The sequence below is a fragment of the Streptomyces sp. NBC_01465 genome, from assembly GCF_036227325.1.
In the GTDB taxonomy this organism is placed as follows: Bacteria; Actinomycetota; Actinomycetes; order Streptomycetales; family Streptomycetaceae; genus Streptomyces.
On sequence record NZ_CP109467.1, the window covers coordinates 5434145 to 5460848 of the forward strand.

Here is a 26704-nt window from a genome sequence, read left to right on the forward strand (position 1 = left end):
TCTGTGGCAGCAACGGTCCGGTAGTGGATGTTCCCGTCCGGCGTTACGTTCGATTTATGATCGGAATACTCTCCGTGGTCGCCGCAGCACTCACCGCGACCCTCGCCCCCGTCCAGCAGGGCGGCCAGTCCGCCGACGACATACGGGCGTACTGGACCCCCCAGCGCATGCACGAGGCGATGGCCGCCTCGGCCCCGGACGGCGATCCGGCCCCGCCGGACGGCGTCCCCTGGACCCAGGGCAAGGACTCCGTACGCCAGGTCGGCCGCCTCTTCATGGTCCTCCCCGCCGGCCAGAAGGCCACCTGCACCGCCGCCGTCGTCGACTCCCCGAACCACGACACCATCGCCACGGCGGGCCACTGCGTCCACCTCAACGAGTACGGCGGCTTCATGAAGGCGCTGATGTTCGTGCCGGGGTACGACACCGACGACTGGCCGCACGGAGGGTTCGCCGCCCGCTCCGTCGGCATCGCCCCGGCCTGGGCGGACAAGGAGGACCACAAGGCGGACTTCGCCTTCGTCGCCCTCGACACCGACGTGAAGAACCGCCACGTCCAGGACGTGGTCGGCGCCCGGCGGGCGGTCTTCGCCCCGGTGGCGGGGGAGAAGACGGCGCTCGGCTATCCGTACGTGAAGCCGTACGACGGCGAGACCCTCCAGTACTGCTCCGGCCCCACCACCCCGGTCGACGACCCCCGCCTGGCCGGCGGCGAGCAGCTCCAGCCGTGCCGAATGACGAACGGCGCGAGCGGCGGTCCCTGGTACGCGCGCACCGCCCAGGGCGAGGAGGTCCAGGTCGGGGTCACCAGCTCGCGGCTGAAGTCGGCGGGGGCGGACGACGAGGCGTGGGGGGCGATGTTCGACGACACGGCACGTCAACTCCACGACGCGCAGGGGAAGTTGTAGCGAGGGGGGCGGGCGTGGCGCCCGCCCCCGTAACGCCGCTAGGTCGCGAAGACGAACAGCGTGAAGACGAAGAACAGCCCGATCAGGACCGGCCAGTACAGCAGCGTCGGCAGCAGGTTGTCCTGCCACTCCAGCGCGCGGAACTTCGTCTCGGAGCCGATCAGGATGGCGTTCGCGAAGATGCCCATGATCACGATGTACTGCGCGATCGCGAAGTACTCCAGATAGGTGAGCGACGTGTCCCCGGCGATCTCCCGGATCTGGGTCTGGTCCACGACCACGACCAGCAGCAGCGAGACCGAGAACGAGATCGCCGTCCAGGTGGAGAAGCCGAAGCGCGGGTTCTTGTTGTCGTCCTTCGTGTAGACGAAGAGCGCCAGGAACATGATCGCCGCGATGAAGAAGGACTGGAGCAGCTTCCCGGCGAGCGGGCCCGCCCAGCTGCGCTCCATGCCGACGTTGAAGTAGAGCTCGGGCGCGGCGACGAACGGCTTGTTCCAGTCCTGGAGGCCCTGGGTCATCGTGTACTTGTGCTGGTCGAAGCTCCAGCCGGTGAAGTACGGCGCCCAGCCGCTGGTCACGATGTCCTGGTCGAGGCCGATCTCGCCGTACTTCCAGGGCGGGTACGAGGCGAAGTCGGGGACCAGCACATCGTTGGTGAAGGTGGCGTTCGACCACATCCGCAGCCAGATGTTCTGCTTGTCCAGCGGGTACTGGGCGTAGTCGAACTTCTGGCGCAGGGTCAGGTTGAAGTGCCAGCCCTTGAGGCGCTGCCCGTCGGTCGTCTTGGTGTCGTACGCCTCGTCGAGCGAGTACCCGTCCGGCGCCTCGGGGAAGACGACGCCCATCGAGGACTCGGGGATGTCGGGGGAGTAGCGCTGCCAGACATAGCCGCTGACCTCGACCTCCTGGGGGCTGGCGAACTTGGAGCCCTGGATGAACACTCCGGTCGGGATGTAGCGGAGCTTGACGCCCGGGAAGGTCTTCTTCATGTACGCCGAGGTGTCCTTGGTGCTCATCAGCGGCGTCCCGACGATGGTGTCGGTGACCTTGTCGTGCGAGACGATCTGCCAGATCGTGCCGATGCCGAGCGCGAAGATCAGGCTCGCCACGGTCGCCATCAGCGCGCAGCGTCTGGTCTCCATCCGGAACGGCCTGATCAGCGCGGCCGCGCCGAACAGACACACCAGGACGAGGCACCCCAGGAACGGGGCCCAGCCGGAGCGCTGGGTGTGGCCCGCGTGGACGCTGCCGTCGGCGAAGTAGACGATGCCGAAGACGACGGCGCCCACGGCGGAGAGCGCCAGCAGGGCGAGGTTGATCCTCTCGGCCTTGCGGACCCGGGTGGACGGCGGGGCTGCGGGGCGGTGACGCTCCTTCTCGGTGTCGGTCATGGTCCGCAGATCACCCCGGCATGATGGCTAGAAGGTTGTCGAGCTCGCAGTCCGCGATCTCTCCGGCGTTCGCGTCCTCGAGCTGTTCCACGGTCGCGTCGTCGAGCGAGTCGGTGCCCTGGCGGACGGTGCTCATGACGTACTCCCGGAAGGGCTCGGGGTGGTGGTGGGAGACGGCGTGGCGGACGGCGTGGGCGTGGCGGTCGGCTGCGGCTTGTCCCACGGGAACTTGAAGTCCGGCACGGTGAAGGTCGGCAGCGGGAACGGGATGAACGCCTGGGCGATGCTCAAACCGAGCCCGAAGAAGATGTCGGCGGCGAGCAGTGCCAGATGCACCATCAGGAACGCGGCGGTGCCCATGAACGACGCCACGTCGCCCTTCACCCCGGCTTCGACGAGCGCGCGCTGGTCCGTCTTGAGGAGCGCGACCGAGCCCCTGATGTCGTAGCCGGCCATCTTCGCCCGCGTGAGGGAGCCGCCGGGGATGATCGCGAGGAGGTTGTCGAGCCCCTTGTCGGCGTCGGCCAGAGCGGCGTCGAGCGTCTTGGGGTCCCGCTCCCCGCCGATGACCAGCCCGGCCAGCTCGGCGGTCGCCCCGGTGGCCCCGCCGAACTTCCCGACCGTACGGAACCCGACGGCCATCCGCTCACGCTCCCGGAGCGGGTCCTCCTGGATGGTCAGCTTGGAGGACGCGCTCGGGGTGGGCGTCGGGGTGGGTGTCGGCGTCGGCGGTACGGGGGAGGCGGCTGCGACGGGGCCGGCGACCAGGGAGCAGCAGAGGGCGGCGCTGACGACCAGACAGAACTTTTTCCGGGCCATGAGGGTGGGCGTTCCTTCCGCACGGGACACACGAGGCACACGTGTGTCCCACCCTCAGCCACAAGGTCACCCTCCGCAATCTATGGATTGCGGTGGGTGACCTCGGTGTGATGGGGCGGCGCTTCCCTTACGCGAGCCCGGGGCCGCGGACCGGGATGCTCGTGAAGGTCGGCGCGGGCGCAGGCTCCGTGAAGAAGTCGTTGCCCTTGTCGTCGACCACGATGAACGCGGGGAAGTCCTCCACCTCGATCTTCCAGACCGCCTCCATGCCGAGCTCCTCGTACTCGACGACCTCGACCTTCTTGATGCAGTCCTGCGCCAGACGGGCCGCGGGTCCGCCGATCGAGCCCAGGTAGAAGCCGCCGTGCGCGTCGCACGCGTCCGTGACCTGCTTCGAGCGGTTGCCCTTGGCCAGCATCACCTTGGAGCCGCCCGCCGCCTGGAACTGCTCCACGTAGGAGTCCATACGGCCGGCCGTGGTCGGGCCGAAGGAGCCGGAGGCGTAGCCCTCGGGGGTCTTGGCCGGGCCCGCGTAGTAGACCGGGTGGTCCTTCAGGTACTGCGGCATGTCCTCGCCCGCGTCGAGGCGCTCCTTGATCTTGGCGTGCGCGATGTCGCGGGCCACGACCAGCGGGCCGTTGAGGGAGAGGCGGGTCTTGACCGGGTACTTGGTGAGCTCGGCCAGGATCTCGTCCATGGGCTGGTTGAGGTCGATCTTGACCACGTCGCCGGCCTCGTCGAGGTGCTCGTCCGTCGTCTCCGGGAGGAACCTCGCCGGGTCGCGCTCCAGCTGCTCCAGGAAGACGCCCTCGGCGGTGATCTTCGCCAGCGCCTGGCGGTCCGCCGAGCAGGAGACGGCGATCGCGACGGGCAGGGACGCGCCGTGGCGGGGCAGGCGGACGACCCGTACGTCGTGGCAGAAGTACTTGCCGCCGAACTGCGCGCCGATCCCGATCTTCTGCGTCAGCTCGAAGACCTTCTGCTCCAGCTCCACGTCACGGAAGCCGTGGCCGGTGGCCGAGCCCTCGGTGGGCAGCTCGTCCAGGTAGTGCGCGGAGGCGTACTTCGCGGTCTTCAGCGCGAACTCGGCGCTCGTGCCGCCGACGGTGATCGCCAGGTGGTACGGCGGGCAGGCCGCCGTACCGAGCGAACGGATCTTCTCCTCCAGGAACTTCATCATGGACGCCTCGTTGAGGACGGCCTTCGTCTCCTGGTAGAGGAAGGACTTGTTGGCCGAGCCGCCGCCCTTGGCCATGAAGAGGAACTTGTACGCGCCGCCGTCGGTCGCGTAGAGCTCGATCTGCGCGGGCAGGTTCGAGCCGGTGTTCTTCTCCTCCCACATGGTGATCGGCGCCATCTGGGAGTAGCGCAGGTTGAGCTGCGTGTACGCGTCGTAGATGCCCCGCGAGAGAGCCTCCTCGTCGCCGCCCTCGGTCAGCACGTTCTGGCCGCGCTTGCCCATGACGATCGCCGTGCCGGTGTCCTGGCACATCGGGAGGACGCCGGCCGCCGCGATGTTGGCGTTCTTGAGGAGGTCGAGCGCGACGAACTTGTCGTTGCCCGAGGCCTCGGGGTCGTCGATGATCTTGCGCAGCTGGGCGAGGTGCGCCGGGCGCAGGTAGTGCTGGATGTCGTGGATCGCCTCGGCGGAGAGCTTGCGCAGTGCCTCGGGGTCGACCTTGAGGAACGTACGGCCGTCGGCCTCGAAGGTGGAGACACCCTCGGCGGTCACCAGGCGGTAGGGCGTGGTGTCCTCTCCCAGAGGGAGCAGATCGGAGTACGCAAACTCTGGCATTACGGCCATTCCTCACTCGGCAGACGGCGCCCGGCCTCCATTGGCCCGGCGCCCACCAGCCTAGAACCCCATCGATCCCACTCTGTTGTGAGGTAGGGCTCACCTCGCCCTAGTCGCGATCTATCGCGTTTGGGTACGCTGGGGAGGTGGACCTCGAAAAGCAACCCCACCAGCCCCCGGTCGCCCCCGCCGCGCCGACCGCCCCGGCCGAGCCCGCGCTCCGCGCCTCCGACGCCGACCGCGACCGCATCGCGGACATCCTCAGGGACGCCCTGGCCGAGGGGCGGCTGACCGCCGAGGAGCACGCCGAGCGCATCGACTCGGTCTACCGCGCCAAGACCGTCGGCGAACTGGAGCCGCTGGTCAAGGACTTGCCGGCCCCCGGTGGCGGCCACCGCGACCAGACCGCGGCCGCCTGGGCCGCCCAGCCCGATCCGAACCTCCCCGCCACCTCCGAGAGCCTGGTCGCGGTCTTCTCCAGCTCGACCCGCAAGGGACGCTGGCGCGTCGGGAGCCGTACGAGGGCCTTCTCGCTCTTCGGCAACATCGAGATCGACCTCACCGAGGCCCTCTTCGAGCAGCGCCTCACCGTCATCGACGCCACCTCCATCTTCGGCAACGTCGAGGTCACCGTCCCCGAGAACATCTCGCTGCGCGGCAGCGGCACCGGGATCTTCGGCAATTTCGAGGTGGAGAACCTGGAGTCGGAGAATCCCGAGGCCCCGGTCGTCGTCGTCAACGGCTACTCGGTCTTCGGGAACATCGAGGCCAAGCCGAAGCGCGGCAAGCTCGTCACCGACCTGCACAAGCGCCTGGAAAAGCATCTGGACAAGCACATGCGCAAGCACTTCGGCTGACTCTGTCCGGACTCGTCCGGGGCTGTAGGAACGTGTGCACATCGGAACTCAGTGCATAGGCGCGCGTACAGCGGGTAGGGAGTGCTGCATCGTCTCTCGCTCGCGAAGCCGTCGTCAGGAGTAGACCGTGCTGCATCCGCCGTACCAGTCCGTGCAGGTCGCCGCCGTCCCGCCGCAGCGAGGTTCCGCGCGGGAGGACCAGGCCGGCCCCTGGCATGCGGAGGCGGTGTGCCGCCGGGACGAGGCGGGCCTCTTCTTCGCACCGTCCAAGGAACCGACGGCCGCCCGGCTCTCCCGGGAAGAGGCGGCGAAACGGGTCTGCGCGCGCTGTCCCGTCATGGTCGAGTGCCGCGAACACGCCCTGCTCCAGCCCGAGCCGTACGGGGTGTGGGGTGGCCTGACCGCCGCCGAGCGCCGGGTCGTTCTGGCCAGGCGCCGCCGGCGCGAGGTGGAGCTGAGGAACGCCGCGACGGACCACATCGCCCAAGCGGGCTGATTTCACCGCGAGTTGACGGAGGGGGACGCACCCGCACCGGGTGCGTCCCCCGCTGTGCGTTACCTGTCCATACGCTCCCTTGACCGGGAGATGACCTGATCGGGATTCAGCCAACACCCCTGCAGCGGCAAGTATCTACGCGCGTATCCCCTTGTGCCGGGCCAGTCCCACCGGTCCCACCAGTTCCACAGGAGACGTGCATGCCGATCAACCGCCGGGAATTCATCAACAAGTCCGCAGCGACGGGTGCCGCCGTGGCCGTCGCCACCGCCGCAGGCACCACGGCAGCGAGCGCCGCCGAGCGCAATCACGGGAAGCACGAGAAGCCGAAGAAGACCCACTCCTTCTCCATCCTCGGCACGTCCGACCTGCACAGCCACGTCTTCAACTGGGACTACTACACGGACGCGACGTACAAGGACAGCGCGGGCGACGCCGTCGGCATCGCCAAGATCGCCACCCTGGTGAAGAAGCTGCGCGCCGAGAAGGGCGCCGACCGCGTCCTGCTCATCGACGCCGGCGACATCATCCAGGGCACGTCCCTCGCGTACTACTTCGCACGCGTCGACCCGATCACCGGCACCGACGGCAAGCCCGGCCCCAAGCACCCGATGGCGCTCGCCATGAACGCGCTGCAGTACGACGCCGCCGCGCTCGGCAACCACGAGTTCAACTACGGCATCCCGGTGCTCCGCAAGTTCGAGAAGCAGCTCAACTTCCCGCTCCTGGGCGCGAACGCGCTGGACGCGAAGACGCTGAAGCCCGCCTTCCACCCGTACACCGTCAAGCACGTGCGCGTGCACGGCGCCCCGGACATCAAGGTCGGCATCCTCGGGCTCACCAACCCCGGAATCGCTCTGTGGGACAAGGACAACGTCTCGGGCGAGATGGCCTTCCCCGGGCTGGTCGAGCAGGCGAAGAAGTACGTCCCGAAGCTGCGCTCGCTCGGCTGCGACGTGATCTTCCTCAGCGACCACTCGGGCCTCGACGGCTCCTCCTCGTACGGCGATTCCCTCCCGTACATCGAGAACGCCTCGAACCTCGTCGCCGAGCAGGTCCCCGGCATCGACGCGATTCTCGTCGGTCACACGCACACCAACGTCCCCACCTACACCGTCACCAACACCGAGACGGGCAAGGACGTCGTGCTCTCCGAGCCGTTCTGCTACGGCAAGCGCCTCTCGGTCTTCGACTTCGAACTGGAGCTGGAGCCGCACGGCCGCTGGAAGGTCACCGCCGTCACCTCCGACACCCTCAGCCCCGCGGCCGAGGAGGAGGACCCGGTCATCACCCGGCTGATCAAGGCCGACCACGACCTGGTCGTGAAGTACGTCAACACCCCTGTCGGCACCTGTACCGAGGAGATGTCGGCCGCCGAGGCGTGCTGGAAGGACGTCCCGGTCATGGACTTCATCCAGAAGGTCCAGATGGACACGGTCGCCGCCGGACTCTCGGCCGCCGACGCCGCCCTGCCGATGGTCTCCATCGCCGCGCCCTTCAGCCGCACCGCGGACATCCCGGCGGGCGACGTGACGATCCGCGACATCGCCGGGCTCTACACGTACGACAACACGCTGTACGGCAAGAAGCTGACCGGTGCCCAGCTCAAGGACTACCTGGAGTACGCGGCGAAGTACTACGCCCAGGTGCCGGCCGGGACGAAGGTCGACACCGCGACCCTCACCAACGCCAACAGCTTCTGGGACTACATGTACGACACGATGGCCGGCGTCGACTACGAGATCGACATCGCGCAGCCCATCGGCTCCCGCGTCAAGAACCTCACCCTGAACGGCGCCCCGGTCGACGACGCCCAGGTCTTCGTCATCGCGGTCAACAACTACCGCGCCAACGGCGGCAGCGGCTACCCGCACATCGCGACCGCCGAGATCGCCTTCTCCTCCACGATCGAGATCCGCCAGACGATGATCGACTACGTCGTCGCCAAGGGCGCCCTGGACCCGAAGGACTTCGCGGTCTCCAACTGGAAGCTGACGCAGGCCGGCACGCCGGTCTTCTAGTACGCGGACATGCGTGAGGGGCGCCCCGTCCGCACAACGGGAGCGCCCCTCACATCAGTTGTTACTTGGCGCGGTCGAAGTCGATCTGGCTGTACGCGCGCAGCTTCGAGAGCCGGTGCGTCGAGTCGATCCGGCGGATCGTGCCCGACTTGGACCGCATCACCAGCGACTCGGTCGTGGCGGTCTCCGCGCGGTACCGCACCCCGCGCAGCAGCTCGCCGTCGGTGATCCCGGTGGCGACGAAGAAGACGTTCTCGCCGCTGACGAGGTCATTGGTCGAAAGCACCCGGTCGAGGTCGTGGCCCGCGTCGATCGCCCGCTGCCGCTCCGCCTCGTCCTTGGGCCAGAGCTTGCCCTGGATGGTGCCGCCGAGGCACTTGATCGCGCAGGCCGAGATGATGCCCTCGGGAGTGCCGCCGATGCCCATCAGCAGATCGACGCCGGTGCCCTCCCGTACGGCCATGATCGAACCGGCGACGTCGCCGTCCGAGATGAACTTGATCCGCGCACCCGTCTCGCGGATCTCCTTGACCATGCCGTCGTGGCGCGGCCGGTCGAGGATCATCACGGTGACGTCTTCGGGGCTGGAGTTCTTCGCCTTGGCCACGCGCCGGATGTTGACGGAGACCGGGGCGTTGATGTCGACGAAGTCGGCGGCCTCGGGCCCGGTGACCAGCTTCTCCATGTAGAAGACGGCCGACGGGTCGAACATCGTCCCGCGGTCGGCGGCCGCGAGCACCGCGATGGCGTTGGGCTGGCCCTTGGCGTTGAGCGTCGTCCCGTCGATCGGGTCGACGGCGATGTCCACCTCGGGGCCGGTGCCGTCACCGATGTGCTCCCCGTTGAAGAGCATCGGCGCTTCGTCCTTCTCGCCCTCGCCGATGACGACGACGCCGTTCATCGAGACGGTGGAGACCAGGGTGCGCATGGCATTGACGGCGGCGCCGTCCGCGCCGATCTTGTCGCCGCGCCCGACCCACCGGCCGGCGGCCATGGCGGCGGCCTCCGTGACCCGGACGAGCTCCAGGGCGAGGTTGCGGTCGGGGGCCTCGGGAGAGACCTCGAGCTGGGACGGAAGCTGATGCTCGGTCATCGGCACGCACCTTTCTGATACGACGACGGCCGTATGTAGATGTTGAGGGTTCGTTCGATTCTATCGTTTGGGCGATAAAATGAGCAGGGGCCCCCACGTATGAGCACTGTCACCACCTGAGACCATGGGCGACATGGCAGGTGCGCGAAAGCAGACAGTTCGGGGTGCGTTCGCATCCATGGCGGTGATCGGTGCGGTCGTCGCCGGTATTTACGTGTTCGTCCCGCACGACGACAAGGCGAGCCCGATCAAGAAGCCGACCGACTACCGGGTCGAGCTGATGCAGGCGCAGCGGAGCGCCTCGTACCCCGTCGCGGCACCGCAGGGCCTCTCCAAGGAGTGGCGTGCGACCTCGGTGACGTACGACGGGAAGAACGGCGAGGCCTGGCACCTGGGCTTCGTCGACCCGAACGAGCAGTACGTCGCCATAGAGCAGTCGGCGGTGACCGGTGCTGCCGCGGACAAGTACGCGCGCTCGGTGAGCCAGCAGGCGAAGAAGACCGCGGCGACGCAGCAGGTCAACGGCGAGACCTGGCAGCGCTGGGAGGGCTCGCACTACGACGCGCTGGTGCGCCGGGACAAGGGCTCCACGACGGTGGTGACGGGCACGGCGCCGTACGAGCAGCTGGCGAAGATGGCGGCGGCGCTGCGCACGAAGTAGCGGGTACGCGAAGAGGCGGCCACCCCGGGACCGGGGGTGACCGCCTCTTGTTGCGCTTGGTGACTCAGACGGTGGTGATGACCTCGTCGAGCTCCAGGCGCGGAGAGCGCGGGAACCAGGCGTCGTCGCCCGGCTTGCCGATGTTGACGACCATCAGCGCGGAGTGGTCGCCGTCCAGGAACTCCTTCTGGACACCGGCGAAGTCGAAGCCCGTCATCGGGCCCGCGGCCAGACCGGCGGCGCGGATGCCGACGATGAAGTACGCGGCCTGGAGGGCGCCGTTGACCAGGGCGGCCTGCTCGCGGACCGGGCGCTCGGCGAAGAACATGTCCTTGGCCTGCGGGAAGTGCGGGAGCAGCTTCGGGAGCTCCTCGTGGAACTCGTTGTCCACGGAGAGGATCGCGACGAGCGGGGCGGAGGCGGTCTTGGGCTGGTTGCCCTCGGCCATCAGCGCGACGAGGCGCTCGCGGGCCTCGGGGGAGCGGACCAGCGTGACGCGCAGCGGCGACTGGTTGAAGGCGGTCGGGCCGAACTTGACCAGGTCGTAGATCGCCTGCACCTGCTCCTCGGTCACCGGCTCGTCGGTGAACGTGTTGGCGGTGCGGGCCTCGCGGAACAGGAGGTCCTGGGCGGCGGGGTCAAGAACGAGGGACATCAGTCGTACCTTCCGGACGTGCATGAACGATCAGGCGATGTCCCGACTGTACGACGCATTAGATTAAGTTTCAACTAATCTGGCCCCCGGGTGACCGTCCTCACACCGCCCCGTCGCCGCCCTCCGGAGTCTCGCCCTCCGCCAGCGCCGCGTTCAGCCGCGCCCGCGCCCCGTCCAGCCAGCGCCGGCAGACCTTGGCCAGCTCCTCGCCGCGCTCCCAGAGGGCCAGGGACTCCTCCAGGGTCGTGCCGCCGGCCTCCAGCCTCCGTACGACATCGATCAGTTCGTCCCGCGCCTGCTCGTACCCGAGGGCCGTGTCCCCGGTCCCGGTGGCTGCCGTGTCCGTCTTCGCCATGATCTCCACCTAGTCCTGGACCTGCTGGTCCTGCGCCGTCACTGTCACGTTCAACTCGCCCCCGGCCACCCTGGCCCGCAGCGCATCCCCGTCCCCGACCTCCGCCGGGTCCCGTACGACCGCACCGTCCGCCCGCTGCAGCACCGCATAGCCCCGCTCCAGCGTCGCCGCCGGCGAGAGCGCCACCACCCGGGCCCTGGTGTGCGAGAGCTCGGAGTCCGCGCGGTCCAGGAGGTGCCCCAGCGTGCGCCGGCTGCGCTCCACCAGCGCGTCCACCACCGCCTCGCGCTCCTCCACCATCCGCTGCGGACGCTCCATCGAGGGCCGGGCCAGCGCGGCGGCGAGCCCCCGCTCCTCCCGGTCCAGCGCGCCCTGCACGGTCCGCAGCGCCCGGTCGCGCAGGCCCTGCACCCGGTCCAGTTCCTCACCCACGTCCGGTACGACCTTCTTCGCCGCGTCCGTCGGGGTCGAGGCCCGCAGATCCGCCACGAGGTCGAGCAGCGGGGAGTCCGGCTCGTGCCCGATCGCGGAGACGACCGGCGTACGGCACGCGCCCACCGCCCGTACGAGCTGCTCGTCCGAGAACGGCAGCAGGTCCTCCACGCTGCCCCCGCCGCGCGCCACGACGATCACGTCGACCTCGGCCAGCTCGTCCAGCTCCTTCACCGCCTGGACGACCTGCGGCACCGCGTGCACCCCCTGCACCGCCACATTGCGCACCTCGAAGCGGACGGCGGGCCAGCGCCGCCGCGCGTTCTCCAGCACGTCGCGCTCGGCCGCCGAGGCCCGCCCCGTCACCAGACCGATCAGCTGCGGCAGGAACGGCAGCGGCTTCTTGCGGTCCAGCGCGAAGAGCCCTTCGGCCGCGAGGGTCTTCTTCAACTGCTCGAGCCGGGCGAGCAGCTCACCGATCCCCACCGGCTTGATCTCCACGGCCCGCAGGGACAGCTGCCCCCGCGGCGCGTACCACTCGGGCTTCGCGTGGACGACGACCCGCGCGCCCTCGGAGACGACGTCGGCGACCGCGTCGAAGACCTGCCGGAAACAGGTCACCCCCACCGAGACGTCGTGCGACGGATCGCGCAGCGTCAGAAAGACGACACCGGCCCCCGGCCGCCGGGACAGCTGGGTGATCTGCCCCTCGACCCAGACCGCGCCCAGGCGGTCGATCCACCCCCCGATGAGCCGCGAGACCTCGCCGACGGGAAGCGGCGCATCCGCACTCGTATTCAGAGCCATACGGAGAGGCTAGCCGCCTGCACTGACACGGCGCCGCAGCTGAACGGCGAGCACCACCAGTCCGATCGCCAGCCAGATCAGCCCGACGACCTGCGCGGTCCCCGTGGCCTCCACGATCACCGCGATCGTGATCGCCGCACCCAGCACCGGGGCCAGGACGTGCCGCCACCAGATGACGGGTCCCTCCATCTTCCGTACGGCGAACCAGCCCACCACCGAGGCGTGCAGCAGGACGAAGGCGGTCAGCGCCCCGATGTCCACCACCGAGACCAGATGGTCCATGCCGTCGTCGCGCCGGGCCGCCCACACCGCGGCCACCAGCGTCACCGTCGCGGCCAGGAGCAGCGCGGGCCTCGGCACCCCCGACTCGGTCTTCGACAGCACCTTCGGCAGCCTGCGCTCCCTGGCCATCGCGAAGAGCAGCCGTCCGGCCGCCGCCTGCCCGGCCAGCGCGGCGAAGGCGGCGCCGATCGCCTTGGAGACCGCGACCAGATCGTGCAGCCAGCCGCCCACGGCCGCGTCCACGGTGTCGTAGAACGCCGTCCCCTGAGCCTCCGGATCGGCGGCCAGCTGGGCCGACGACATGGGCTCGAGGACGGCGGCCAGATAGGTCTGCGCGATGAAGAGGACACCCGCGAGGACCAGACAGAACAGCACCGCCCGCGCCACCTTCGCCGAGCCCCCGGTCACCTCCTCGGCGAACGAGGCGATCGCGTCGAAGCCGAGATACGACAGGACGGCCACCGACACCGCCCCGAGCACCGCGCTCATCGAGAACCCGACGTCGCTGGTGAACGGCGTCAGCAGCCCGCGCGTCGCCCCGTTCTGCGAGATCTCCACCAGCGCGGAGACCACGAACACCAGCAGCACCACGATCTCCATCGCGAGCACCGCGAAGCCGACCCGGGCGGCCGCCCGCACCCCCCACAGGTTGAGCAGCGTCGTGATGACGACGGCGATCGCGGTCCACACCCAGCGCGAGACGGACGGCACGAGGGAGTTCATCGCGATCCCGGAGAAGAGGTACGCGACCGCCGGGATCAGCAGATAGTCGAGCATCGCCATCCACCCGGCGATGAAACCGGGCCCCTCGCCCAGGCCCTTGCGCGCGTACGCGAAGACCGAGCCCGTCTGGGGGACGACCCGCACCATCTGCGCATAGCTGAAAGCGGTGAACGCCATGGCCACCGTCGCGACGACATAGACCAGCGCCACGGCGCCGTGCGACTTCGCGTCGAGCGTGCCGAAGACACCGACCGGGGCCATGGGGGCGATGAAGAGCAGCCCGTAGACGACCAGATCGCGGAAGCCGAGGTTCCGTCGCAGGGTCCCGGCCTCGCCGGTGTCTGTGCTCTCTCCCGTACTCATGCGCCTCAGTCTTCCCGCAGAGCCGATCTTTGGCCCGCCGGGCACGGCCTTACGATGGAGAACATGACTGCAACGACAGCTCGCCGTGTCCTCCTTGCCGCTCCCCGCGGGTACTGCGCGGGTGTGGACCGTGCCGTGATCGCCGTCGAGAAGGCCCTGGAGCAGTACGGTGCGCCGGTCTACGTCCGCCACGAGATCGTGCACAACAAGTACGTCGTGCAGACCCTGGAGAAGAAGGGCGCCATCTTCGTGGAGCGCACGGAGGAGGTCCCCGAGGGCTCCATCGTGATGTTCTCCGCGCACGGCGTCGCCCCGACCGTCCACGCCGAGGCCGCCGAGCGCAATCTCGCGACGATCGACGCGACGTGCCCGCTCGTCACCAAGGTCCACAAGGAAGCCGTCCGGTACGCCAAGGAGGACTACGACATCCTCCTGATCGGCCACGAGGGCCACGAAGAGGTCATCGGCACGAGTGGCGAGGCCCCGGACCACATCACGCTGGTCGACGGCCCGGACGACGTAGCGAATGTCTCGGTCCGCGACGAGTCCAAGGTCGTCTGGCTCTCCCAGACCACGCTCTCGGTCGACGAGACGATGGAGACGGTCGACGCCCTGAAGTCCAAGTTCCCGAACCTTCTCTCCCCGCCGAGCGACGACATCTGCTACGCCACGCAGAACCGCCAGATCGCGGTGAAGAAGCTGGCCGAGGACGCCGAACTGGTCATCGTCGTCGGCTCCAAGAACTCCTCCAACTCCATCCGCATGGTCGAGGTCGCCCTGGACGCGGGCGCCCCCGCCGCGCACCTGGTCGACTTCGCCTCCGAGATCGACGAGGCCTGGCTGGAGGGCGTGACGACGGTCGGCCTGACCTCGGGCGCCTCGGTCCCCGACGTGCTGGTCGACGGCGTACTGGAGTGGCTGTCCGAGCGGGGCTACGGAGACGTGGAGACGGTGAAGACGGCCGACGAGTCGATCACCTTCTCGCTGCCCAAGGAGCTCCGCCGCGACCTGCGCGCGGAGGCGGCCGAACTGTCTGCCAAGTGAGTGTCAGCGGTCCGTCGTAACGTGGGGGCCATGCAGATCTTCGGCGTGGACATCGGCGGATCCGGCATCAAGGGCGCTCCGGTCGACCTCGACCGCGGCGACCTCGCACAGGAGCGCCACAAGGTACTGACCCCGCAGCCGGCCACACCCGACGGTGTGGCCGGCTGTGTCGCGGAGGTGGTCTCCCACTTCGACTGGGACGGCCCCGTGGGCATCACCTTCCCCGGCGTCGTCACCGACGGCACGGTCCGTACGGCGGCCAACGTGGACAAGGGTTGGGTGGACACGGACGCGGCGTCGCTGCTCTCCCGGCGCCTGGACGGCCGCCCCGTCACCGTCCTGAACGACGCGGACGCGGCCGGCATCGCGGAGGTGACCTTCGGCGCGGGCCGCGACCGCGAGGGCACGGTCATCCTGCTCACGTTCGGTACGGGAATCGGCTCGGCCCTCTTCAGCGGCGGCCGCCTGATCCCCAACACCGAGCTCGGTCACCTGGAGCTGCACGGCCACGACGCGGAGACCCGCGCCTCCACGAAGGCCAAGGACGACGAGGAGCTCAGCTGGCAGCACTGGGCGCACCGGGTCCAGAAGTACCTGGCCCATGTGGAGATGCTCTTCTCGCCGGAACTTTTCATCATCGGCGGCGGAGTCAGCCGCAAGGCCGACAAGTTCCTGCACCTCATCGAGGACATCAGGGCCGAGATCGTGCCGGCGGAGCTGGAGAACAACGCGGGGATCGTAGGGGCCGCGATGGCGGCCTCGCGCATGGTGGCCTAGCTGTATTGCCCGGCCCTGCCGGGAATCGGATCGCCATCAACGGGGTTGGTGGAGGACGAACCGATATTGGAGAGTCATGCGAGCGATTCAGGTGCACGAAGTGGGCGGTCCCGAGGTGCTGCAGGAGGCCGAGGTGGACCTGCCGCGGCCGGGTCCGGGCGAGGCGATCGTGGAGGTCGCCGCATCCGGGGTCAACTTCCTCGACGTCTACCACCGCGAAGGCCGTTACAGCCTCCCGCTGCCCTTCACCCCGGGCGCCGAGGGCGCCGGCACGGTCGTCGAAGTGGGACCCGGCGTCGCTGACGTCGCAGTCGGGGACCGGGTCGGTTGGGTGGAGATTCCCGGCTCGTATGCCGAGCGGGCCGTCGTGGACGCCTCCCGGCTGGTGCCGCTGCCCGACGACATCGGCTTCGAGACAGCCGCCGCCGTGCTCCTCCAAGGCATGACCGCGCACTATCTCGTCAAGGACGCCTACCCGGTTCAGGGGGGCGACACGGTGCTCGTGCATGCGGCTGCCGGCGGCATGGGGCTGCTTCTGACCCAGCTCATCACCCATCTCGGCGGCAGGGTGATCGGCACGACGTCGACCACGGCGAAGGCCGAGCTGGCGAAGCGTGCCGGGGCCGCTGAGGTGATCCTTTCCTCCGCGGTCGACGATCTCGCAGCCGAGGTGAGGCGGCTCAACGGCGGTCAGGGACTGCCGGTCGTCTTCGACGGCGTCGGCGCGCACACCTTCGATGCGAGCCTCGCCAGCCTGCGAACCCGCGGCCATCTCGTGCTCTTCGGCGCGGCAAGTGGTGCCGTGCCGCCGTTTGATCCGATCCGGCTCGCCCACGGCGGTTCGCTGACCCTGATCCGGCCCAGCCTCGGGGACTTCATCGCCGATCGGTCCGAACTGCTCCGACGGGCCGCCGATGTGTTCGAGTGGGTGCGCTCCAAGGCGCTCGAGGTCACTGTGACGGGTCGCTACGCACTGTCCGAGGCCGCCCAGGCCCACAGCGATCTGGAGGCTCGGCGTACCACCGGCAAGCTGCTCCTCGTACTCGATGCGGCCGCTGTGGGACGCCGCGAGGAGACGCAGAGCTGATCGCGGGTGACGAGGTCGGGGCGTCACCTCCCGGAACGGAAGACCTAGCGCTCGCGGCGGCGCTCGGAGATGACGCGTACGCGCCGTACGACCATGATCACCGCGGCGACGAGCGTGCCGGCGTACAGCCAGCCGGCATGCAGCGCCAGCGTCGTCAGGACGCCCATGAGGCTGCCGCCGAGCCCGTCGCCCGCCCCGTCGGAGATCGGCACGGCCCCGACGGCGAAGGCGATCGGGACGCTGATCGGCGCGGTCACGAGGTCGGCGGGGCGTACCCACATCGCGGTCGCCACGCTCACCGGCAGGAACAGCAGCCCGTACGCCACCGCGGACCCGCCGAAGAGCAGCCAGTCGAGACCGCCGGCCGCCAGCATCGCCACCATGGCGAAGAGCCCGCCACCGAGCCCGGTCAGCCGCGGACCGGGCATCTTCCGCAGGGCCAGCACCAGCGGCGCCACGGGCCGTGCGGGCCGCGCTCCGGAGACCCGGTAGACGGTCGAGGTCTCGCCACGGCCGGCCTGCGAGGGAACGTCGGGGCGGGGGGTCCGGGTCCTGTGTTGCTGCTCCACCCGACCAACGTAGGTCGCCGGGTGGGGTCAATCCGGCGCGGGACACGCGCTTTGGGCGAGCTTGGCGATGAGTTCGACGTACGGGAACAGGAATCAGCTCCGTCCGCGCCCGTAAACTGGTACATCGGCCCGCCCAACCAGGGCCGATCCATCACCCTCTGTAACGGGAAGTCGCCAACGTGTCGCTCACGATCGGAATCGTCGGCCTGCCGAATGTCGGCAAGTCGACCCTGTTCAACGCCCTGACCAAGAACGACGTGCTGGCGGCCAACTACCCGTTCGCCACCATCGAGCCGAACGTCGGCGTCGTCGGCGTCCCCGACGCCCGCCTGACCAAGCTCGCCGAGATCTTCTCCTCGCAGAAGATCCTCCCGGCGACGGTCGACTTCGTGGACATCGCGGGCATCGTCCGCGGCGCCTCCGAGGGCGAGGGCCTGGGCAACAAGTTCCTGGCGAACATCCGCGAGTCCGACGCGATCTGCCAGGTCATCCGCGCCTTCAAGGACGAGAACGTCGTCCACGTCGACGGCAAGGTCTCGCCCAAGGACGACATCGAGACCATCAACACCGAGCTGATCCTCGCCGACCTCCAGTCCGTCGAGAAGCAGATCCCCCGCCTCCAGAAGGAGTCCCGTCTCCAGAAGGAGAAGGTCCTCGTCCTCGCCGCGGTCGAGAAGGCCCAGAAGATCCTGGAGTCCGGCGAGACGCTGTTCTCCGCGGGCATCACCAAGGGCACCGAGCAGGGCGACCTCCTGCACGAGCTGCACCTCCTCACCACCAAGCCGTTCCTCTACGTCTTCAACGTCGACGAGGACGAGCTGGTCGACGAGGAGTTCAAGGACGAGCAGCGCGCCCTGGTCGCCCCCGCCGAGGCGATCTTCCTCAATGCCAAGATCGAGTCCGAGCTCATCGAGCTCGAGGACGACGAGGCCCTCGAACTCCTCCAGTCGATGGGCCAGGAGGAGCCCGGCCTCGCCACCCTGGGCCGCGTCGGCTTCGCCACGCTCGGCCTGCAGACCTACCTCACGGCAGGCCCCAAGGAGTCCCGCGCCTGGACGATCCCCCAGGGCGCGACGGCCCCGGAGGCGGCCGGCGTGATCCACACCGACTTCCAGAAGGGCTTCATCAAGGCGGAGATCATCTCCTTCGCCGACCTGGTGGAGACCGGCTCGGTGGCCGAGGCCCGCGCGAAGGGCAAGGCCCGCATGGAGGGCAAGGAGTACGTCATGCAGGACGGCGACGTGGTGGAGTTCCGCTTCAACGTGTGACAGCGCTGCACCCCGGTTCAGGGGCCGGGCCTTCGGGTCCGGCCCCTTGCTGTTGGATGGCGTGCATGACGAAGGACATAACCGACCGCCGGGGCCGGCGCGTGACGCTCGAGGACATCACCGACGAGAACTGGCGCGACGTCGCCGACGTGGCTCCCGCCGACGACCAGCGTCGTTTCGTGGCCGCCCTCGGCGCGCGCTATCTGCTGCTCTCCATGAGGGGCGGGCTCTGGAACTCCCTCGCGGTCCGGGCCGGTGACGAGGTCGTGGGCCATGTGATGTGGGCGTACGACGACGAGGAAGGCGCCCACTGGATCGGCGGCATGATCGTCGATGCCGCCGAGCAGGGCAACGGCGTGGGGCGTGCCGCCGTGCGCGCGCTGATCGGGCGCCTTGCCACGCTCCCCGGGTACCGGGAGGTCCGGCTCTCGTACCACCCGGACAACGCCCCGGCCGCGCGCCTGTACGCATCGCTCGGCTTCGTACCCACCGGCGACTTCGAGGACGAGGAGATCGTCGCCGCCCGGACGGGTGCGGCCGAAGCCTGACCGCGGGGCGCCGGCGACCGGCTCAGTCGGGCAACCCGCCCAGGAAGTCGATCAGTGCCTCGTTCACCTCGGCCGGGCGTTCCTGCTGGGTCCAGTGGCCGCAGCCGGGGAGCGTGACCGTGGGGCGGAGGGTCGGGTTCAGTTGTTGGAGTGCGGGGAGGAGTTGGTCCATGCCGGGGAAGACTCCTACCAGGTCTCGGTCGCCGACCACGTAGAGCGCGGGGACCTTGATCGGGAGGGCGTCCCAGGCCGCGCCCAGCTCCCAGTTGCGGTCGATGTTGCGGTACAGGTTCAGGCCGCCGGTGAAGCCGTTGTTCCGGTACTCCTCGGTGAACACCGCGATGTCGTCCTCGGTCAGCCAGGACGGCAGTTCCTTCGGCTCGTCCAGGGTCTCCAGGAAGGTGCTGCCCGGGGGGACCAGGGGCTGCGGGGGCGGGTCGGTCTGCGGGTTGTCGCCGCTCGCTCCGTAGAGGAAGCGGCGGAAGGTGTTCTCCGGGGCCTCGGCGAACTCGGCGTCTGCCACGCCCGGTTGGCAGAAGTAGTTCTGGTAGAAGCGGCCGTCGAACATCTCCGTCAGCGCGGTGAGCGGCGGGGTGTGCCCGGGGTCCGGCACGGGCGGCGGCACGCTCAGGCCTACGACGCCGCGCACCAGGTCCGGGCGGAGCTGTGCGGTGAGCCAGGCGACGGGGGCGCCCCAGTCGTGGCCGACCACGGCGAATCGGTCGCGGCCCAACTGCCGTACGAGAGCCACTACATCGCCCACCAGGTTCGGCAGCGCGTACGCCTCGACGGCCGTCGGGGCGTCGCTGCGGGCGAAGCCGCGCTGGTCCGGGGCGACGGCGCGGTAACCGGCCGCGGCGAGCGCGGTGAGCTGGTGGCGCCAGGAGTACCAGCACTCCGGGAAGCCGTGCCGCAGCACCACCAGCGGGCCGTCCTCCGCGCCCGCCGCGGCGTAGTGCAGGGTGAGGCCCTTGACCTTGATGCTGTGATGCTCCACGCCCTCGATGTGCCCCGCCACGGCCCCTCCTTGGTTCGTGCTCCGTCAACTCCCGTCAGACTAGGCATATGCATCCCGTACGGAACACTGCGCGTCCCCCGCGGATCGTCGTGAAGCGCTGACAGGACCCTGCAGGTCCGCTGTCGTAGGGGCCGCTTATGCTGCCCCCGACGATCACGTGGGACCTGGGGAGGGCTCGGGATGCTGGGGAAGTTGTTCGGCAGAGGTGGGGAGAGTGCGCAGGCGGGGCCGCACGTGCTTCCCGCGCCGCGCAAGCGGAAGAACGGGATGTACGAGCTGCGGGCGCTCGGCGACCGGCGCGTTCTGGACGTGGTGGAGGCGGCCGACTCGCGGGACTGGGAAGCCGTCAAAGCGGCGCTGGTTCCCTTCGATCTCGGGCGCGATCACGGTGTCCTCGGGGAGCTCGTCGAGCTCGACGGGGTGGAGGAGTGGATCGGGCGGGCTGTCGAGGAGGACAAGGAGCACCGGGCCGCCGCCCTGCTCATATCCGGGGCGCGGCACATCACTTGGGGGTGGGAGGCGCGTACTTCCGCGCGCGCCAAGAACGTCACCCAGGAGCAGTGGAAGGTCTTCCACGAGCGGCTCGACATCGCCGAGGCGCAGCTGTTCGAGGTCGCCGAGCTGCGGCCCGAGTGGGTCACCCCCTGGCGGCAGCTCCTCACGTCCGGGCGGGGCGTGTCGCTGGGGCGCACCATCAACGAGACCCGGTGGGACGCCGCCCTGCGCCGTGATCCGCTGGACCTCGACTGCCACGAGGAGTGGCTGTCGCAGCTCCAGCCCCGTTGGGGCGGAGAGCCGGGCGAGGCCGGGGCGTTCGCCCGGCAGGCGTACGACCGCGCACCCGAGGGGCACCGGCTGGGCTGTGTGATCGCCATGGCCCGCATCGAGGACTGGGTCGAGTCGGACGACGGGGCCTGCCTCGTCGCGCCGGAGGTTCGTGACGAGCTGGTCGAGGCGGCCGAGCACAGCATCCTGCACCCCTCCTACGAGCGGAGCCCCGGCTGGCAGGGCGACTTCAACAAGTTCGCCATGGCCCTGTCGCTCTCCGGTGAGCACCACACGCTCCGCCGCGTCTTCAAGGAGCTCGACGGCGCCTACACCCCATGGCCCTGGCGCTATCTCGCGGATCCGCAGGCGGAGTTCGCCCGCCGCAGCCGCCGCGCCTGAACCCGCCGCCCTCCTTCCACCACCCCTGCCATCCCCGGACTGCCCCATGACTCAGCCCACTTCCGCCACCGATCGCACCTTCCAGGTGGATCTGCGCGGCCTCGTCGATCTCCTCTCCCATCACCTCTACTCCAGTCCCCGCGTCTATCTGCGCGAGCTGCTGCAGAACGCCGTGGACGCCCTCAGCGCACGGCATCTGCATGAACCGGGCGGTGCGCCCGGTACGTACGGCATCCGCCTCTACGCCGACGGGGCCGTCGTGCGCGTCGAGGACGACGGCATCGGTCTCACCGAGGCCGACGTCCACACGTTCCTCGCCACCATCGGCCGCAGCAGCAAGCACGCCGAGCGCATCGCCGAGCAACGCGCCGACTTCATCGGGCAGTTCGGCATCGGGCTGCTCTCTTGTTTCCTCGTCGCCGACGAGATCCATGTCGTGAGCCGCAGCGCCCGTACGCCCGACGCGCCCGTCGTGGAGTGGCAGGGGCGCGGCGACGGCAGCTACACCGTCCGTACGCTGCCCGCATCCGCCCGGACCCGCCCCGGGACCACCGTCACCCTCACCCCCCGTGCGGACGCGGGCGAGTGGACCCGGCCGGGCCAAGTGCACTCCCTGGCACGCCACTTCGGCGCCCTGCTGCGCCACCCCGTGACCTTCGACGACGGCAGTGCGGGCCCCGCCGTACCCGTCAATCCCGACCCCGCCCCCTGGTCGGTCGCGTACCCGACGCCGGGAGCCCGGAGCCGCGCGCTGGCCGCGTACGGCGAGGACGTGTTCGGGTTCACGCCGCTCGACACCATCGAGCTCGACCTCCCCGCCGTCGGTCTCAAGGGCATCGCCTGCGTGCTGCCCGAGGCCGTCCCGGCCGGGCGCCGCCACGGGCACCGCGTGCACGTCAAGGGCATGCTCCTGTCGGAGCGGGCCGAGGAGATCCTGCCCGAGTGGGCGTTCTTCGTACGGTGCGTGGTCGACGCCGAGAGCCTGCGCCCGACGGCGTCGCGCGAGGCCCTGTACGAGGACGACACCCTCGCCGCCGTACGCGACGCCCTCACCGAGCGGCTGCGCGACTGGATCGCCAAGGCCGCCGCCAGCGACCCCGACCTCCTCTCCCGCTTCCTCCAGGCGCACCACCTGGCGGTGAAGTCCCTCGCCGTGCACGACGACGAGATCCTGCGGATGCTGCTGCCCTGGCTGCCGTTCGAGACGACCGACGGGCACGCCACCCTCGACGAGTTCGCGCGCTCGCACCGCACCGTCCTCGTCACCTCCAGCGTGGAGGAGTTCCGGCAGGTCGCCGCGATCGCCTCGGCCGCCGGGCTCGGCGTCGTCAACGGCGGCTACACGTACGACCGCGAACTGGTCCACCGGCTCCCGGAGATCAGGCCGGAGAACACGGTCGCCGACCTCGACCCGGAGACCCTCACCGCCCACCTCGACCCCGTCGACCGCGAGACGGAACTCGCCGCCGGCGCCTATCTGAGCCGCGCCCGTGACGCCCTCGCCGTCTTCGACTGCGACGTCGCGCTGCGCTCCTTCCAGCCCGCCTCCGCCCCCGCCCTCCTCGTCGACAGCCGCGAGGCCCGCCACGAGCGCACCCGCTCCCAGCTCGCCCGCGAGCAGGAGGGCGGCCTGTGGGGCGACATCCTCGGCGCGCTCCGCCAGGAGGCCCCGCGCGCCCAGCTGATCCTCAACCAGCTCAACCCGCTGGTCCGTACCGCCGTCGCCATCGACGAGCCCGAACTCGCCCGCACCAGCGCCGAAGCCCTCTACGGGCAGGCCGCGCTGTTGTCCCGGCGCCCCCTGCGGCCCGCCGAGTCCAGCCTCATCAACCGCTCCTTCCTCGACCTCCTCGCCCACGCCCTCCGCAAGGACAGCTGACGATGCCGACGACCACACCGCAGTCCACCGACGAGCTGCGCCACGCGCTCCAGGAGAACGACCAGCGCCCCTACGGGCGCACCCGTACCGTCACGGCCGAGGAACTCACCGAGGCCGCCGAGCAGTTCGACGACCCGGAGCTGCTGGTCCTCGCACTGTTCGAGCTCCAGGAGGCCTACACCTACGGCTCCGAACCCCGTAAGTCGCCCGTCGTCTTCGCCCGGCTGCTCAACCTCTTCGACGAGCAGCCCGACCTCTTCGACGAGCGCGGGCGCCACCAGCTCTTCTGGCGCTTCAAGTGGGTGGCGAACGCCCTGCTCGCCCTGCCCGAGATGCCGCTCGGCAGCCTGCGCCAGTGGCTCCAGGAGATGCGCGACCGGTACGTCAAGGCCGGCCTGGAGCTGCAGCCGTACTACGGGCAGGCGTACCAGCTCGCCTCCCACGTCGGCGAGGACACCGCGCTGGCCTACGAACTGTGGGCCGCCCGCGCCCGCACCCGGCTCAGCGACTGCGGGGCCTGCGAGATCTGCGAGCGCGCCCAGTTCCACCTCGGTGCGGGCGACGACGTACGGGCGCTGCGCGAGTGGGAGCCCGTACTGGCGGGGCAGGGCGCCTGCCAGGAGGAGCCCGCGCGCTCCATTTCGTACGCCCTGCTGCCCCTTCTCCGTACGGGCGACACCGAACGCGCCCGCGAACTGCACCTCGCCGGCTACCGCGCCTGCCGCCACAACCCCTCGATGTCCGGGGAGGTGGGCCGGCATCTGGAGTTCTGCGCGCTGACCGGCAACGAAGCGCGGGGACTTGAACTGCTCTCCGAGAACCGCTCGCTGTTCGAGGAGGTGGAGTCGCCGCTCGACATGCTCGACTTCCTCACCGGCGTCGAGGTTCTCCTCGCGCGCATCGAGGCGCTCGGCCACGGCGACCTCCCCTCGGCCGGATACCTGGGCCGTACGTGGACGGTGGCCGGTCTGCGCGCCGAGGTACGGGGCCGCGCCGACGACCTCGCGGCCCGCTTCGACGCCCGCAACGGGACCCCGGCCCACACCGACCGCCGCCGCGCCCGACTGGAGCGCGCCCCGCTGCTGGACTCCCTGGAGCTGACGCTGCGGGTCCGCAGCCTCGACGACGCGTCGCCTGCCGCCGTCCCGGTCGCCGTACCCGCAGCCGTCCGCAAGACTGCCGAGATCCCCGACGCTCTGCCCGAACTCATCCTCAAGGCAAGGGAGTTGGACGAGCAGGGACACCCGGACGCGGAAGCGTACTGGGCGCGGCTGCGCACGCTCGTCGCGGCGCGCGGCTACGTCCACCCCGACGACCCGCGCATCGGCCCGGAGCTTGTACTGCGCGCGGATCTGCTGAAGGACGAGGGGGAGCGGGCAGGACGCAAGGACGACTTCGCGACCTGCGCGGCCCTCCACGAGGAGGCCGCAGGGCTGTACGAGGACGCCGGGAGCCCCGGCCAGGCCGCCGTCTCCCACGCCTGCTCCCTGATCGCCACCGCCGAGATACCGGACGACGACGCCGAGAAGGCCGAAGCGCTGACCGCCGCCCACACCGCGATGGCCCGCCTGCACGAGGAGACCGCGGACCTCACCCCGGACCAGGAGGCCCGGCTGCTGCGCCTGCGCGCCACCGCCCTCGGGCTGCGGCTGCAGTCGTCGCCGGGCGAGGAGCATGCCGCGGCAGCGTTCGCCGAGGTGGCCGAGTTGCGCGAGTTCGCAGGCCGCCACGACGTCACCCTGCAGATCTCCGGCGGGTGGCTGCTGCAGGCCAGCACGCTCGCCCTCACCGGCGACCTGCCCGCGGCCATCGCGGAACTGGACGCTCTCCAGGCGCGGTTGAAGTCGGACGGCCCTGCGTGGCACCTGCCCAGGCTGCACGGTCTGCGCGGCCGGCTGCTGCTCGGCCTGGGTGACGCGAAGGCCGGGCACGAGGCGCTGTCCGAGGGGCTGCGGGAGGCCGCCGGCTGGCCGGCGGGTGCGACCGACACGGCCCGCCTCCACGGCGAGCTGGCCAGGGTCTCGATGCACCTGGACCGTCCCGACGAGGCCCTCCGTCATCTGACACGGTCCGCGGAACTGCACCTGCGCGACGACAACCGGATCCAGGCGTTCTGCACGTACAGCAACGCCGCCCAGCTCAGCCTCGACCTCGGCCGGATCGAGGACTGCATCGCGCTCCTCGACTCCCTCCTGGCCGAACAGGTCGTCACCACGGGCGAGTTGGACGACCGGCTCGTCGCCCAGCTGCGGCTGACGCGCGCCAGGGCCCTGCACGTGGGGGAGGACCTCAAGGCCGCCACGGCGGAGTTCGCCGCCCTCGCCGCCGAGTCCGCGAACTGGGACGACGACCCCGGAAGCCACGCCATGATCGCCGCGGAGACGGCCGTACTCCTGGGTGAGGGAGGCGAGTTCGTACGGGCACGCGAGGTGATCGCCCAGGCGCTCACCGCCCACGCCGAGGCCCCGCGCTACGAGCCGATCAGCAATGCCCTTCGGGAACTCGCCCGCCTCCAGGTCCAGCAGGAGGGCCCCGACGGACTCGCCGAGGCCCTCACCTTCCTCACCGACGCGGGCCGCATCGCCGAGGAGGCGCGCGCCGTCTCGTTCGAGCCCGGGGGCCGCTCCCTGGAGACCGCCCTGGCCTACGAGTACGGCCGGGTCAACGCCTATGCCGGTCAGGCCGAAACCGCTCTGGCCCACCTGGAGGAGGCCCTCGCGCTGCTGCCCGAGCCCGAGCCGGAAGGCCCTCACCCCGGGGAGTGGGCGGAGTGCGTACGGCTCGCGTCGCTTGTGGAGGGGGTCCACCTGGAGCGCGCCGAGCCCGCGCTCGTACGGCTCGACGCGGCCGTCGCCCGGCTGACCGCCCTGGGTGCGGCCGACGAGGCCGAATCGCTCACGAACCTGGCGGCCCGCCTGCGTGACGAAAGGTGAGGCTCCGCACGGCGACCTGACCGGCGCGGAGTCCCGCACCCTCCCTCCGGCGTGCATGCGTGCAGGCCGGAGGGGGATGGCGGGGCCGATCAGCGGAGCTTGGCGGCCTGGGCAGTGATGACGTCCGTCGGCGGCTCGAACGCCTTGCCCCGGGCGGCCGCCGCGATGTTGAAGGACGAGAATCCGGCGAGCGTGGCGCCCTTCCGGAAGACGGCGACATCGGTGAGGACCTTGTTGCCGCTGTCCTCCGCTGTCACCGTCCAGGAGGCGCCCTCGTCCCCGGCGGAGAGTGCCGCCTCCTCGACCTTGGTGACCTGCTGCTTCTCCCCGTCGAGCGTCATGGTGAAGCCGGCGGCGCACTTCTTGGCGGCCTCGCGCAGCGTGGTGAGGGCCTGCTCGGCGCCCTGGCCGTCGTAGGACCAGAGGGAGGTCATCGTCTTGGTGATGTCGAGCGAGTCGAGCGTCGCGTCCTGGGCCTGCTTCTCCGTCATCTTCCCGAGCTCCTTCGTCGAAGGCATGCCCTTCTTGGCCTTCGCCGACTTGTGGACGACGAGCCGCTGGACGCTCGCCTTCGGCTCGCTCGCCGGCAGGGACGACAGCGCCTGGGCGACGGGCTTGCACTCGGACTTGTCGACGGAGACCTGGCCCGGCTTGAAGACGTCGTCCTTCCCCGGCACCGTGATCTCGTGGTCCGTGACGTCGCCCTTGGCGATCACGAGCTTCTCCAGCTCGGCGGTCGTGAGTGCTTTCGCC

The 26704-nt window shown here is 70.0% G+C and carries 25 protein-coding genes; 13 read left to right on the plus strand and 12 right to left on the minus strand.

What is annotated here, in order from left to right; translation table 11 throughout:
* The first annotated feature begins 56 nt into the window (after window positions 1-56).
* The gene (locus OG707_RS25675; protein WP_329122217.1) at window positions 57-908 is read left to right on the plus strand and encodes a trypsin-like serine peptidase; all 852 of its coding nucleotides are present in this window, start codon (window positions 57-59) and stop codon (window positions 906-908) included.
* A 38-nt stretch (window positions 909-946) separates the two neighbouring features.
* On the opposite strand, the gene OG707_RS25680 is transcribed toward OG707_RS25675, so the two are convergent.
* The 4 genes from OG707_RS25680 to OG707_RS25695 form a co-directional block, all read right to left on the minus strand.
* Window positions 947-2302 (minus strand): hypothetical protein, encoded by a 1356-nt coding sequence (locus OG707_RS25680; RefSeq protein ID WP_329122219.1) that lies wholly within the window; start codon window positions 2300-2302, stop codon window positions 947-949.
* 10 nt (window positions 2303-2312) lie between these two features.
* The gene (locus OG707_RS25685) at window positions 2313-2438 is read right to left on the minus strand and encodes a hypothetical protein (protein ID WP_329122221.1); all 126 of its coding nucleotides are present in this window, start codon (window positions 2436-2438) and stop codon (window positions 2313-2315) included.
* Window positions 2435-3121 (minus strand): hypothetical protein, encoded by a 687-nt coding sequence (locus OG707_RS25690; protein WP_329122223.1) that lies wholly within the window; start codon window positions 3119-3121, stop codon window positions 2435-2437. Before OG707_RS25690 ends, OG707_RS25685 begins: the two co-directional genes overlap by 4 nt.
* Window positions 3122-3248: 127 nt before the next feature.
* On the minus strand, window positions 3249-4916 hold the full coding sequence (locus tag OG707_RS25695; RefSeq protein ID WP_329122225.1) for a fumarate hydratase: 1668 nt from the start codon (window positions 4914-4916) through the stop codon (window positions 3249-3251).
* Window positions 4917-5062: 146 nt separating this feature from the next.
* On the opposite strand from OG707_RS25695, the gene OG707_RS25700 reads away from it, so the two are divergent.
* The 3 genes from OG707_RS25700 to OG707_RS25710 all read left to right on the plus strand — a co-directional run bounded on the left by OG707_RS25700 (window position 5063) and on the right by OG707_RS25710 (window position 8290).
* Window positions 5063-5773, plus strand: coding sequence for a DUF1707 SHOCT-like domain-containing protein (locus tag OG707_RS25700; protein ID WP_329122226.1), 711 nt, complete (start codon window positions 5063-5065; stop codon window positions 5771-5773).
* Window positions 5774-5900: 127 nt separating this feature from the next.
* Window positions 5901-6269 (plus strand): WhiB family transcriptional regulator, encoded by a 369-nt coding sequence (locus OG707_RS25705; protein WP_329122227.1) that lies wholly within the window; start codon window positions 5901-5903, stop codon window positions 6267-6269.
* Window positions 6270-6469: 200 nt separating this feature from the next.
* Complete coding sequence (locus OG707_RS25710) at window positions 6470-8290, plus strand: bifunctional metallophosphatase/5'-nucleotidase (protein ID WP_329122230.1); 1821 nt, start codon at window positions 6470-6472, stop codon at window positions 8288-8290.
* A 61-nt stretch (window positions 8291-8351) separates the two neighbouring features.
* Here the strand turns inward: OG707_RS25710 and glpX are convergent, their stop codons facing one another.
* Window positions 8352-9383, minus strand: coding sequence for a class II fructose-bisphosphatase (gene glpX / locus OG707_RS25715; protein ID WP_329122231.1), 1032 nt, complete (start codon window positions 9381-9383; stop codon window positions 8352-8354).
* A gap of 133 nt (window positions 9384-9516) precedes the next feature.
* Here glpX and OG707_RS25720 point away from each other — a divergent pair, with 133 nt between their 5' ends.
* Window positions 9517-10044: a DUF4245 domain-containing protein gene (locus tag OG707_RS25720; protein WP_329122233.1), complete on the plus strand. Its 528-nt coding sequence runs from the start codon at window positions 9517-9519 to the stop codon at window positions 10042-10044.
* 64 nt (window positions 10045-10108) lie between these two features.
* On the opposite strand, the gene OG707_RS25725 is transcribed toward OG707_RS25720, so the two are convergent.
* From OG707_RS25725 to OG707_RS25740, 4 genes are all read right to left on the minus strand, one after another.
* Complete coding sequence (locus OG707_RS25725) at window positions 10109-10699, minus strand: malonic semialdehyde reductase (protein WP_329122235.1); 591 nt, start codon at window positions 10697-10699, stop codon at window positions 10109-10111.
* 100 nt (window positions 10700-10799) lie between these two features.
* Complete coding sequence (locus OG707_RS25730) at window positions 10800-11054, minus strand: exodeoxyribonuclease VII small subunit (RefSeq protein WP_329122236.1); 255 nt, start codon at window positions 11052-11054, stop codon at window positions 10800-10802.
* A gap of 9 nt (window positions 11055-11063) precedes the next feature.
* On the minus strand, window positions 11064-12293 hold the full coding sequence (gene xseA / locus OG707_RS25735; protein WP_329122237.1) for an exodeoxyribonuclease VII large subunit: 1230 nt from the start codon (window positions 12291-12293) through the stop codon (window positions 11064-11066).
* A gap of 9 nt (window positions 12294-12302) precedes the next feature.
* Window positions 12303-13661, minus strand: coding sequence for an APC family permease (locus OG707_RS25740; protein WP_329122239.1), 1359 nt, complete (start codon window positions 13659-13661; stop codon window positions 12303-12305).
* A gap of 54 nt (window positions 13662-13715) precedes the next feature.
* Here OG707_RS25740 and OG707_RS25745 point away from each other — a divergent pair, with 54 nt between their 5' ends.
* The 3 genes from OG707_RS25745 (at window position 13716) to OG707_RS25755 (ending at window position 16569) form a co-directional block, all read left to right on the plus strand.
* Window positions 13716-14705, plus strand: a complete 990-nt coding sequence (locus tag OG707_RS25745) for a 4-hydroxy-3-methylbut-2-enyl diphosphate reductase (protein WP_329122241.1) — start codon at window positions 13716-13718, stop codon at window positions 14703-14705.
* A gap of 30 nt (window positions 14706-14735) precedes the next feature.
* Entirely contained in the window at window positions 14736-15482 is a 747-nt protein-coding gene (ppgK, locus tag OG707_RS25750; RefSeq protein ID WP_329122243.1) for a polyphosphate--glucose phosphotransferase, read from the plus strand.
* A gap of 76 nt (window positions 15483-15558) precedes the next feature.
* Window positions 15559-16569, plus strand: a complete 1011-nt coding sequence (locus tag OG707_RS25755; protein ID WP_329122245.1) for a quinone oxidoreductase family protein — start codon at window positions 15559-15561, stop codon at window positions 16567-16569.
* A 44-nt stretch (window positions 16570-16613) separates the two neighbouring features.
* On the opposite strand, the gene OG707_RS25760 is transcribed toward OG707_RS25755, so the two are convergent.
* Window positions 16614-17138 carry a DUF6542 domain-containing protein gene (locus OG707_RS25760; protein WP_329122248.1) on the minus strand — a complete coding sequence of 175 codons (525 nt, stop codon included), beginning with the start codon at window positions 17136-17138 and terminating at the stop codon, window positions 16614-16616.
* Between the two features lie 179 nt (window positions 17139-17317).
* Between OG707_RS25760 and ychF the strand changes: the two genes are divergently transcribed.
* Both ychF and OG707_RS25770 read left to right on the plus strand, forming a co-directional pair.
* A complete protein-coding gene (gene ychF, locus OG707_RS25765) occupies window positions 17318-18406 on the plus strand; it encodes a redox-regulated ATPase YchF (protein ID WP_329122250.1) in 1089 nt (362 codons plus the stop codon).
* Between the two features lie 65 nt (window positions 18407-18471).
* Window positions 18472-18954, plus strand: a complete 483-nt coding sequence (locus OG707_RS25770; RefSeq protein ID WP_329122251.1) for a GNAT family N-acetyltransferase — start codon at window positions 18472-18474, stop codon at window positions 18952-18954.
* A gap of 22 nt (window positions 18955-18976) precedes the next feature.
* Here OG707_RS25770 and OG707_RS25775 read toward each other — a convergent pair whose 3' ends face one another.
* The gene (locus OG707_RS25775; protein ID WP_329122254.1) at window positions 18977-19972 is read right to left on the minus strand and encodes an alpha/beta fold hydrolase; all 996 of its coding nucleotides are present in this window, start codon (window positions 19970-19972) and stop codon (window positions 18977-18979) included.
* A gap of 180 nt (window positions 19973-20152) precedes the next feature.
* Here OG707_RS25775 and OG707_RS25780 point away from each other — a divergent pair, with 180 nt between their 5' ends.
* The 3 genes from OG707_RS25780 to OG707_RS25790 are packed head-to-tail and all read left to right on the plus strand — an operon-like array spanning window position 20153 to window position 25951.
* Entirely contained in the window at window positions 20153-21139 is a 987-nt protein-coding gene (locus tag OG707_RS25780; protein ID WP_329122255.1) for a hypothetical protein, read from the plus strand.
* Window positions 21140-21185: 46 nt separating this feature from the next.
* Complete coding sequence (locus tag OG707_RS25785; protein WP_329122257.1) at window positions 21186-23018, plus strand: HSP90 family protein; 1833 nt, start codon at window positions 21186-21188, stop codon at window positions 23016-23018.
* Between the two features lie 2 nt (window positions 23019-23020).
* Window positions 23021-25951, plus strand: coding sequence for a hypothetical protein (locus tag OG707_RS25790; RefSeq protein WP_329122261.1), 2931 nt, complete (start codon window positions 23021-23023; stop codon window positions 25949-25951).
* An 89-nt stretch (window positions 25952-26040) separates the two neighbouring features.
* On the opposite strand, the gene OG707_RS25795 is transcribed toward OG707_RS25790, so the two are convergent.
* A complete protein-coding gene (locus OG707_RS25795) occupies window positions 26041-26667 on the minus strand; it encodes a hypothetical protein (RefSeq protein WP_329122262.1) in 627 nt (208 codons plus the stop codon).
* Window positions 26668-26704: the final 37 nt, after the last annotated feature.

Excerpts from the sequence above, each read along its gene's own strand:
- OG707_RS25685 (WP_329122221.1), bottom strand. The coding sequence starts at position 2,438 with ATGAGCACCGTCCGCCAGGGCACCGACTCGCTCGACGACGCGACCGTG.
- OG707_RS25770 (WP_329122251.1), top strand. The coding sequence starts at position 18,472 with ATGACGAAGGACATAACCGACCGCCGGGGCCGGCGCGTGACGCTCGAG.
- xseA (WP_329122237.1), bottom strand. The coding sequence starts at position 12,293 with ATGGCTCTGAATACGAGTGCGGATGCGCCGCTTCCCGTCGGCGAGGTC.
- OG707_RS25680 (WP_329122219.1), bottom strand. The coding sequence starts at position 2,302 with ATGACCGACACCGAGAAGGAGCGTCACCGCCCCGCAGCCCCGCCGTCC.
- OG707_RS25730 (WP_329122236.1), bottom strand. The coding sequence starts at position 11,054 with ATGGCGAAGACGGACACGGCAGCCACCGGGACCGGGGACACGGCCCTC.
- OG707_RS25785 (WP_329122257.1), top strand. The coding sequence starts at position 21,186 with ATGACTCAGCCCACTTCCGCCACCGATCGCACCTTCCAGGTGGATCTG.
- OG707_RS25725 (WP_329122235.1), bottom strand. The coding sequence starts at position 10,699 with ATGTCCCTCGTTCTTGACCCCGCCGCCCAGGACCTCCTGTTCCGCGAG.
- OG707_RS25755 (WP_329122245.1), top strand. The coding sequence starts at position 15,559 with ATGCGAGCGATTCAGGTGCACGAAGTGGGCGGTCCCGAGGTGCTGCAG.
- OG707_RS25745 (WP_329122241.1), top strand. The coding sequence starts at position 13,716 with ATGGAGAACATGACTGCAACGACAGCTCGCCGTGTCCTCCTTGCCGCT.
- ppgK (WP_329122243.1), top strand. The coding sequence starts at position 14,736 with ATGCAGATCTTCGGCGTGGACATCGGCGGATCCGGCATCAAGGGCGCT.
- OG707_RS25695 (WP_329122225.1), bottom strand. The coding sequence starts at position 4,916 with ATGCCAGAGTTTGCGTACTCCGATCTGCTCCCTCTGGGAGAGGACACC.
- OG707_RS25780 (WP_329122255.1), top strand. The coding sequence starts at position 20,153 with ATGCTGGGGAAGTTGTTCGGCAGAGGTGGGGAGAGTGCGCAGGCGGGG.
- OG707_RS25740 (WP_329122239.1), bottom strand. The coding sequence starts at position 13,661 with ATGAGTACGGGAGAGAGCACAGACACCGGCGAGGCCGGGACCCTGCGA.
- OG707_RS25690 (WP_329122223.1), bottom strand. The coding sequence starts at position 3,121 with ATGGCCCGGAAAAAGTTCTGTCTGGTCGTCAGCGCCGCCCTCTGCTGC.
- glpX (WP_329122231.1), bottom strand. The coding sequence starts at position 9,383 with ATGACCGAGCATCAGCTTCCGTCCCAGCTCGAGGTCTCTCCCGAGGCC.
- OG707_RS25675 (WP_329122217.1), top strand. The coding sequence starts at position 57 with ATGATCGGAATACTCTCCGTGGTCGCCGCAGCACTCACCGCGACCCTC.
- OG707_RS25720 (WP_329122233.1), top strand. The coding sequence starts at position 9,517 with ATGGCAGGTGCGCGAAAGCAGACAGTTCGGGGTGCGTTCGCATCCATG.
- OG707_RS25710 (WP_329122230.1), top strand. The coding sequence starts at position 6,470 with ATGCCGATCAACCGCCGGGAATTCATCAACAAGTCCGCAGCGACGGGT.
- OG707_RS25790 (WP_329122261.1), top strand. The coding sequence starts at position 23,021 with ATGCCGACGACCACACCGCAGTCCACCGACGAGCTGCGCCACGCGCTC.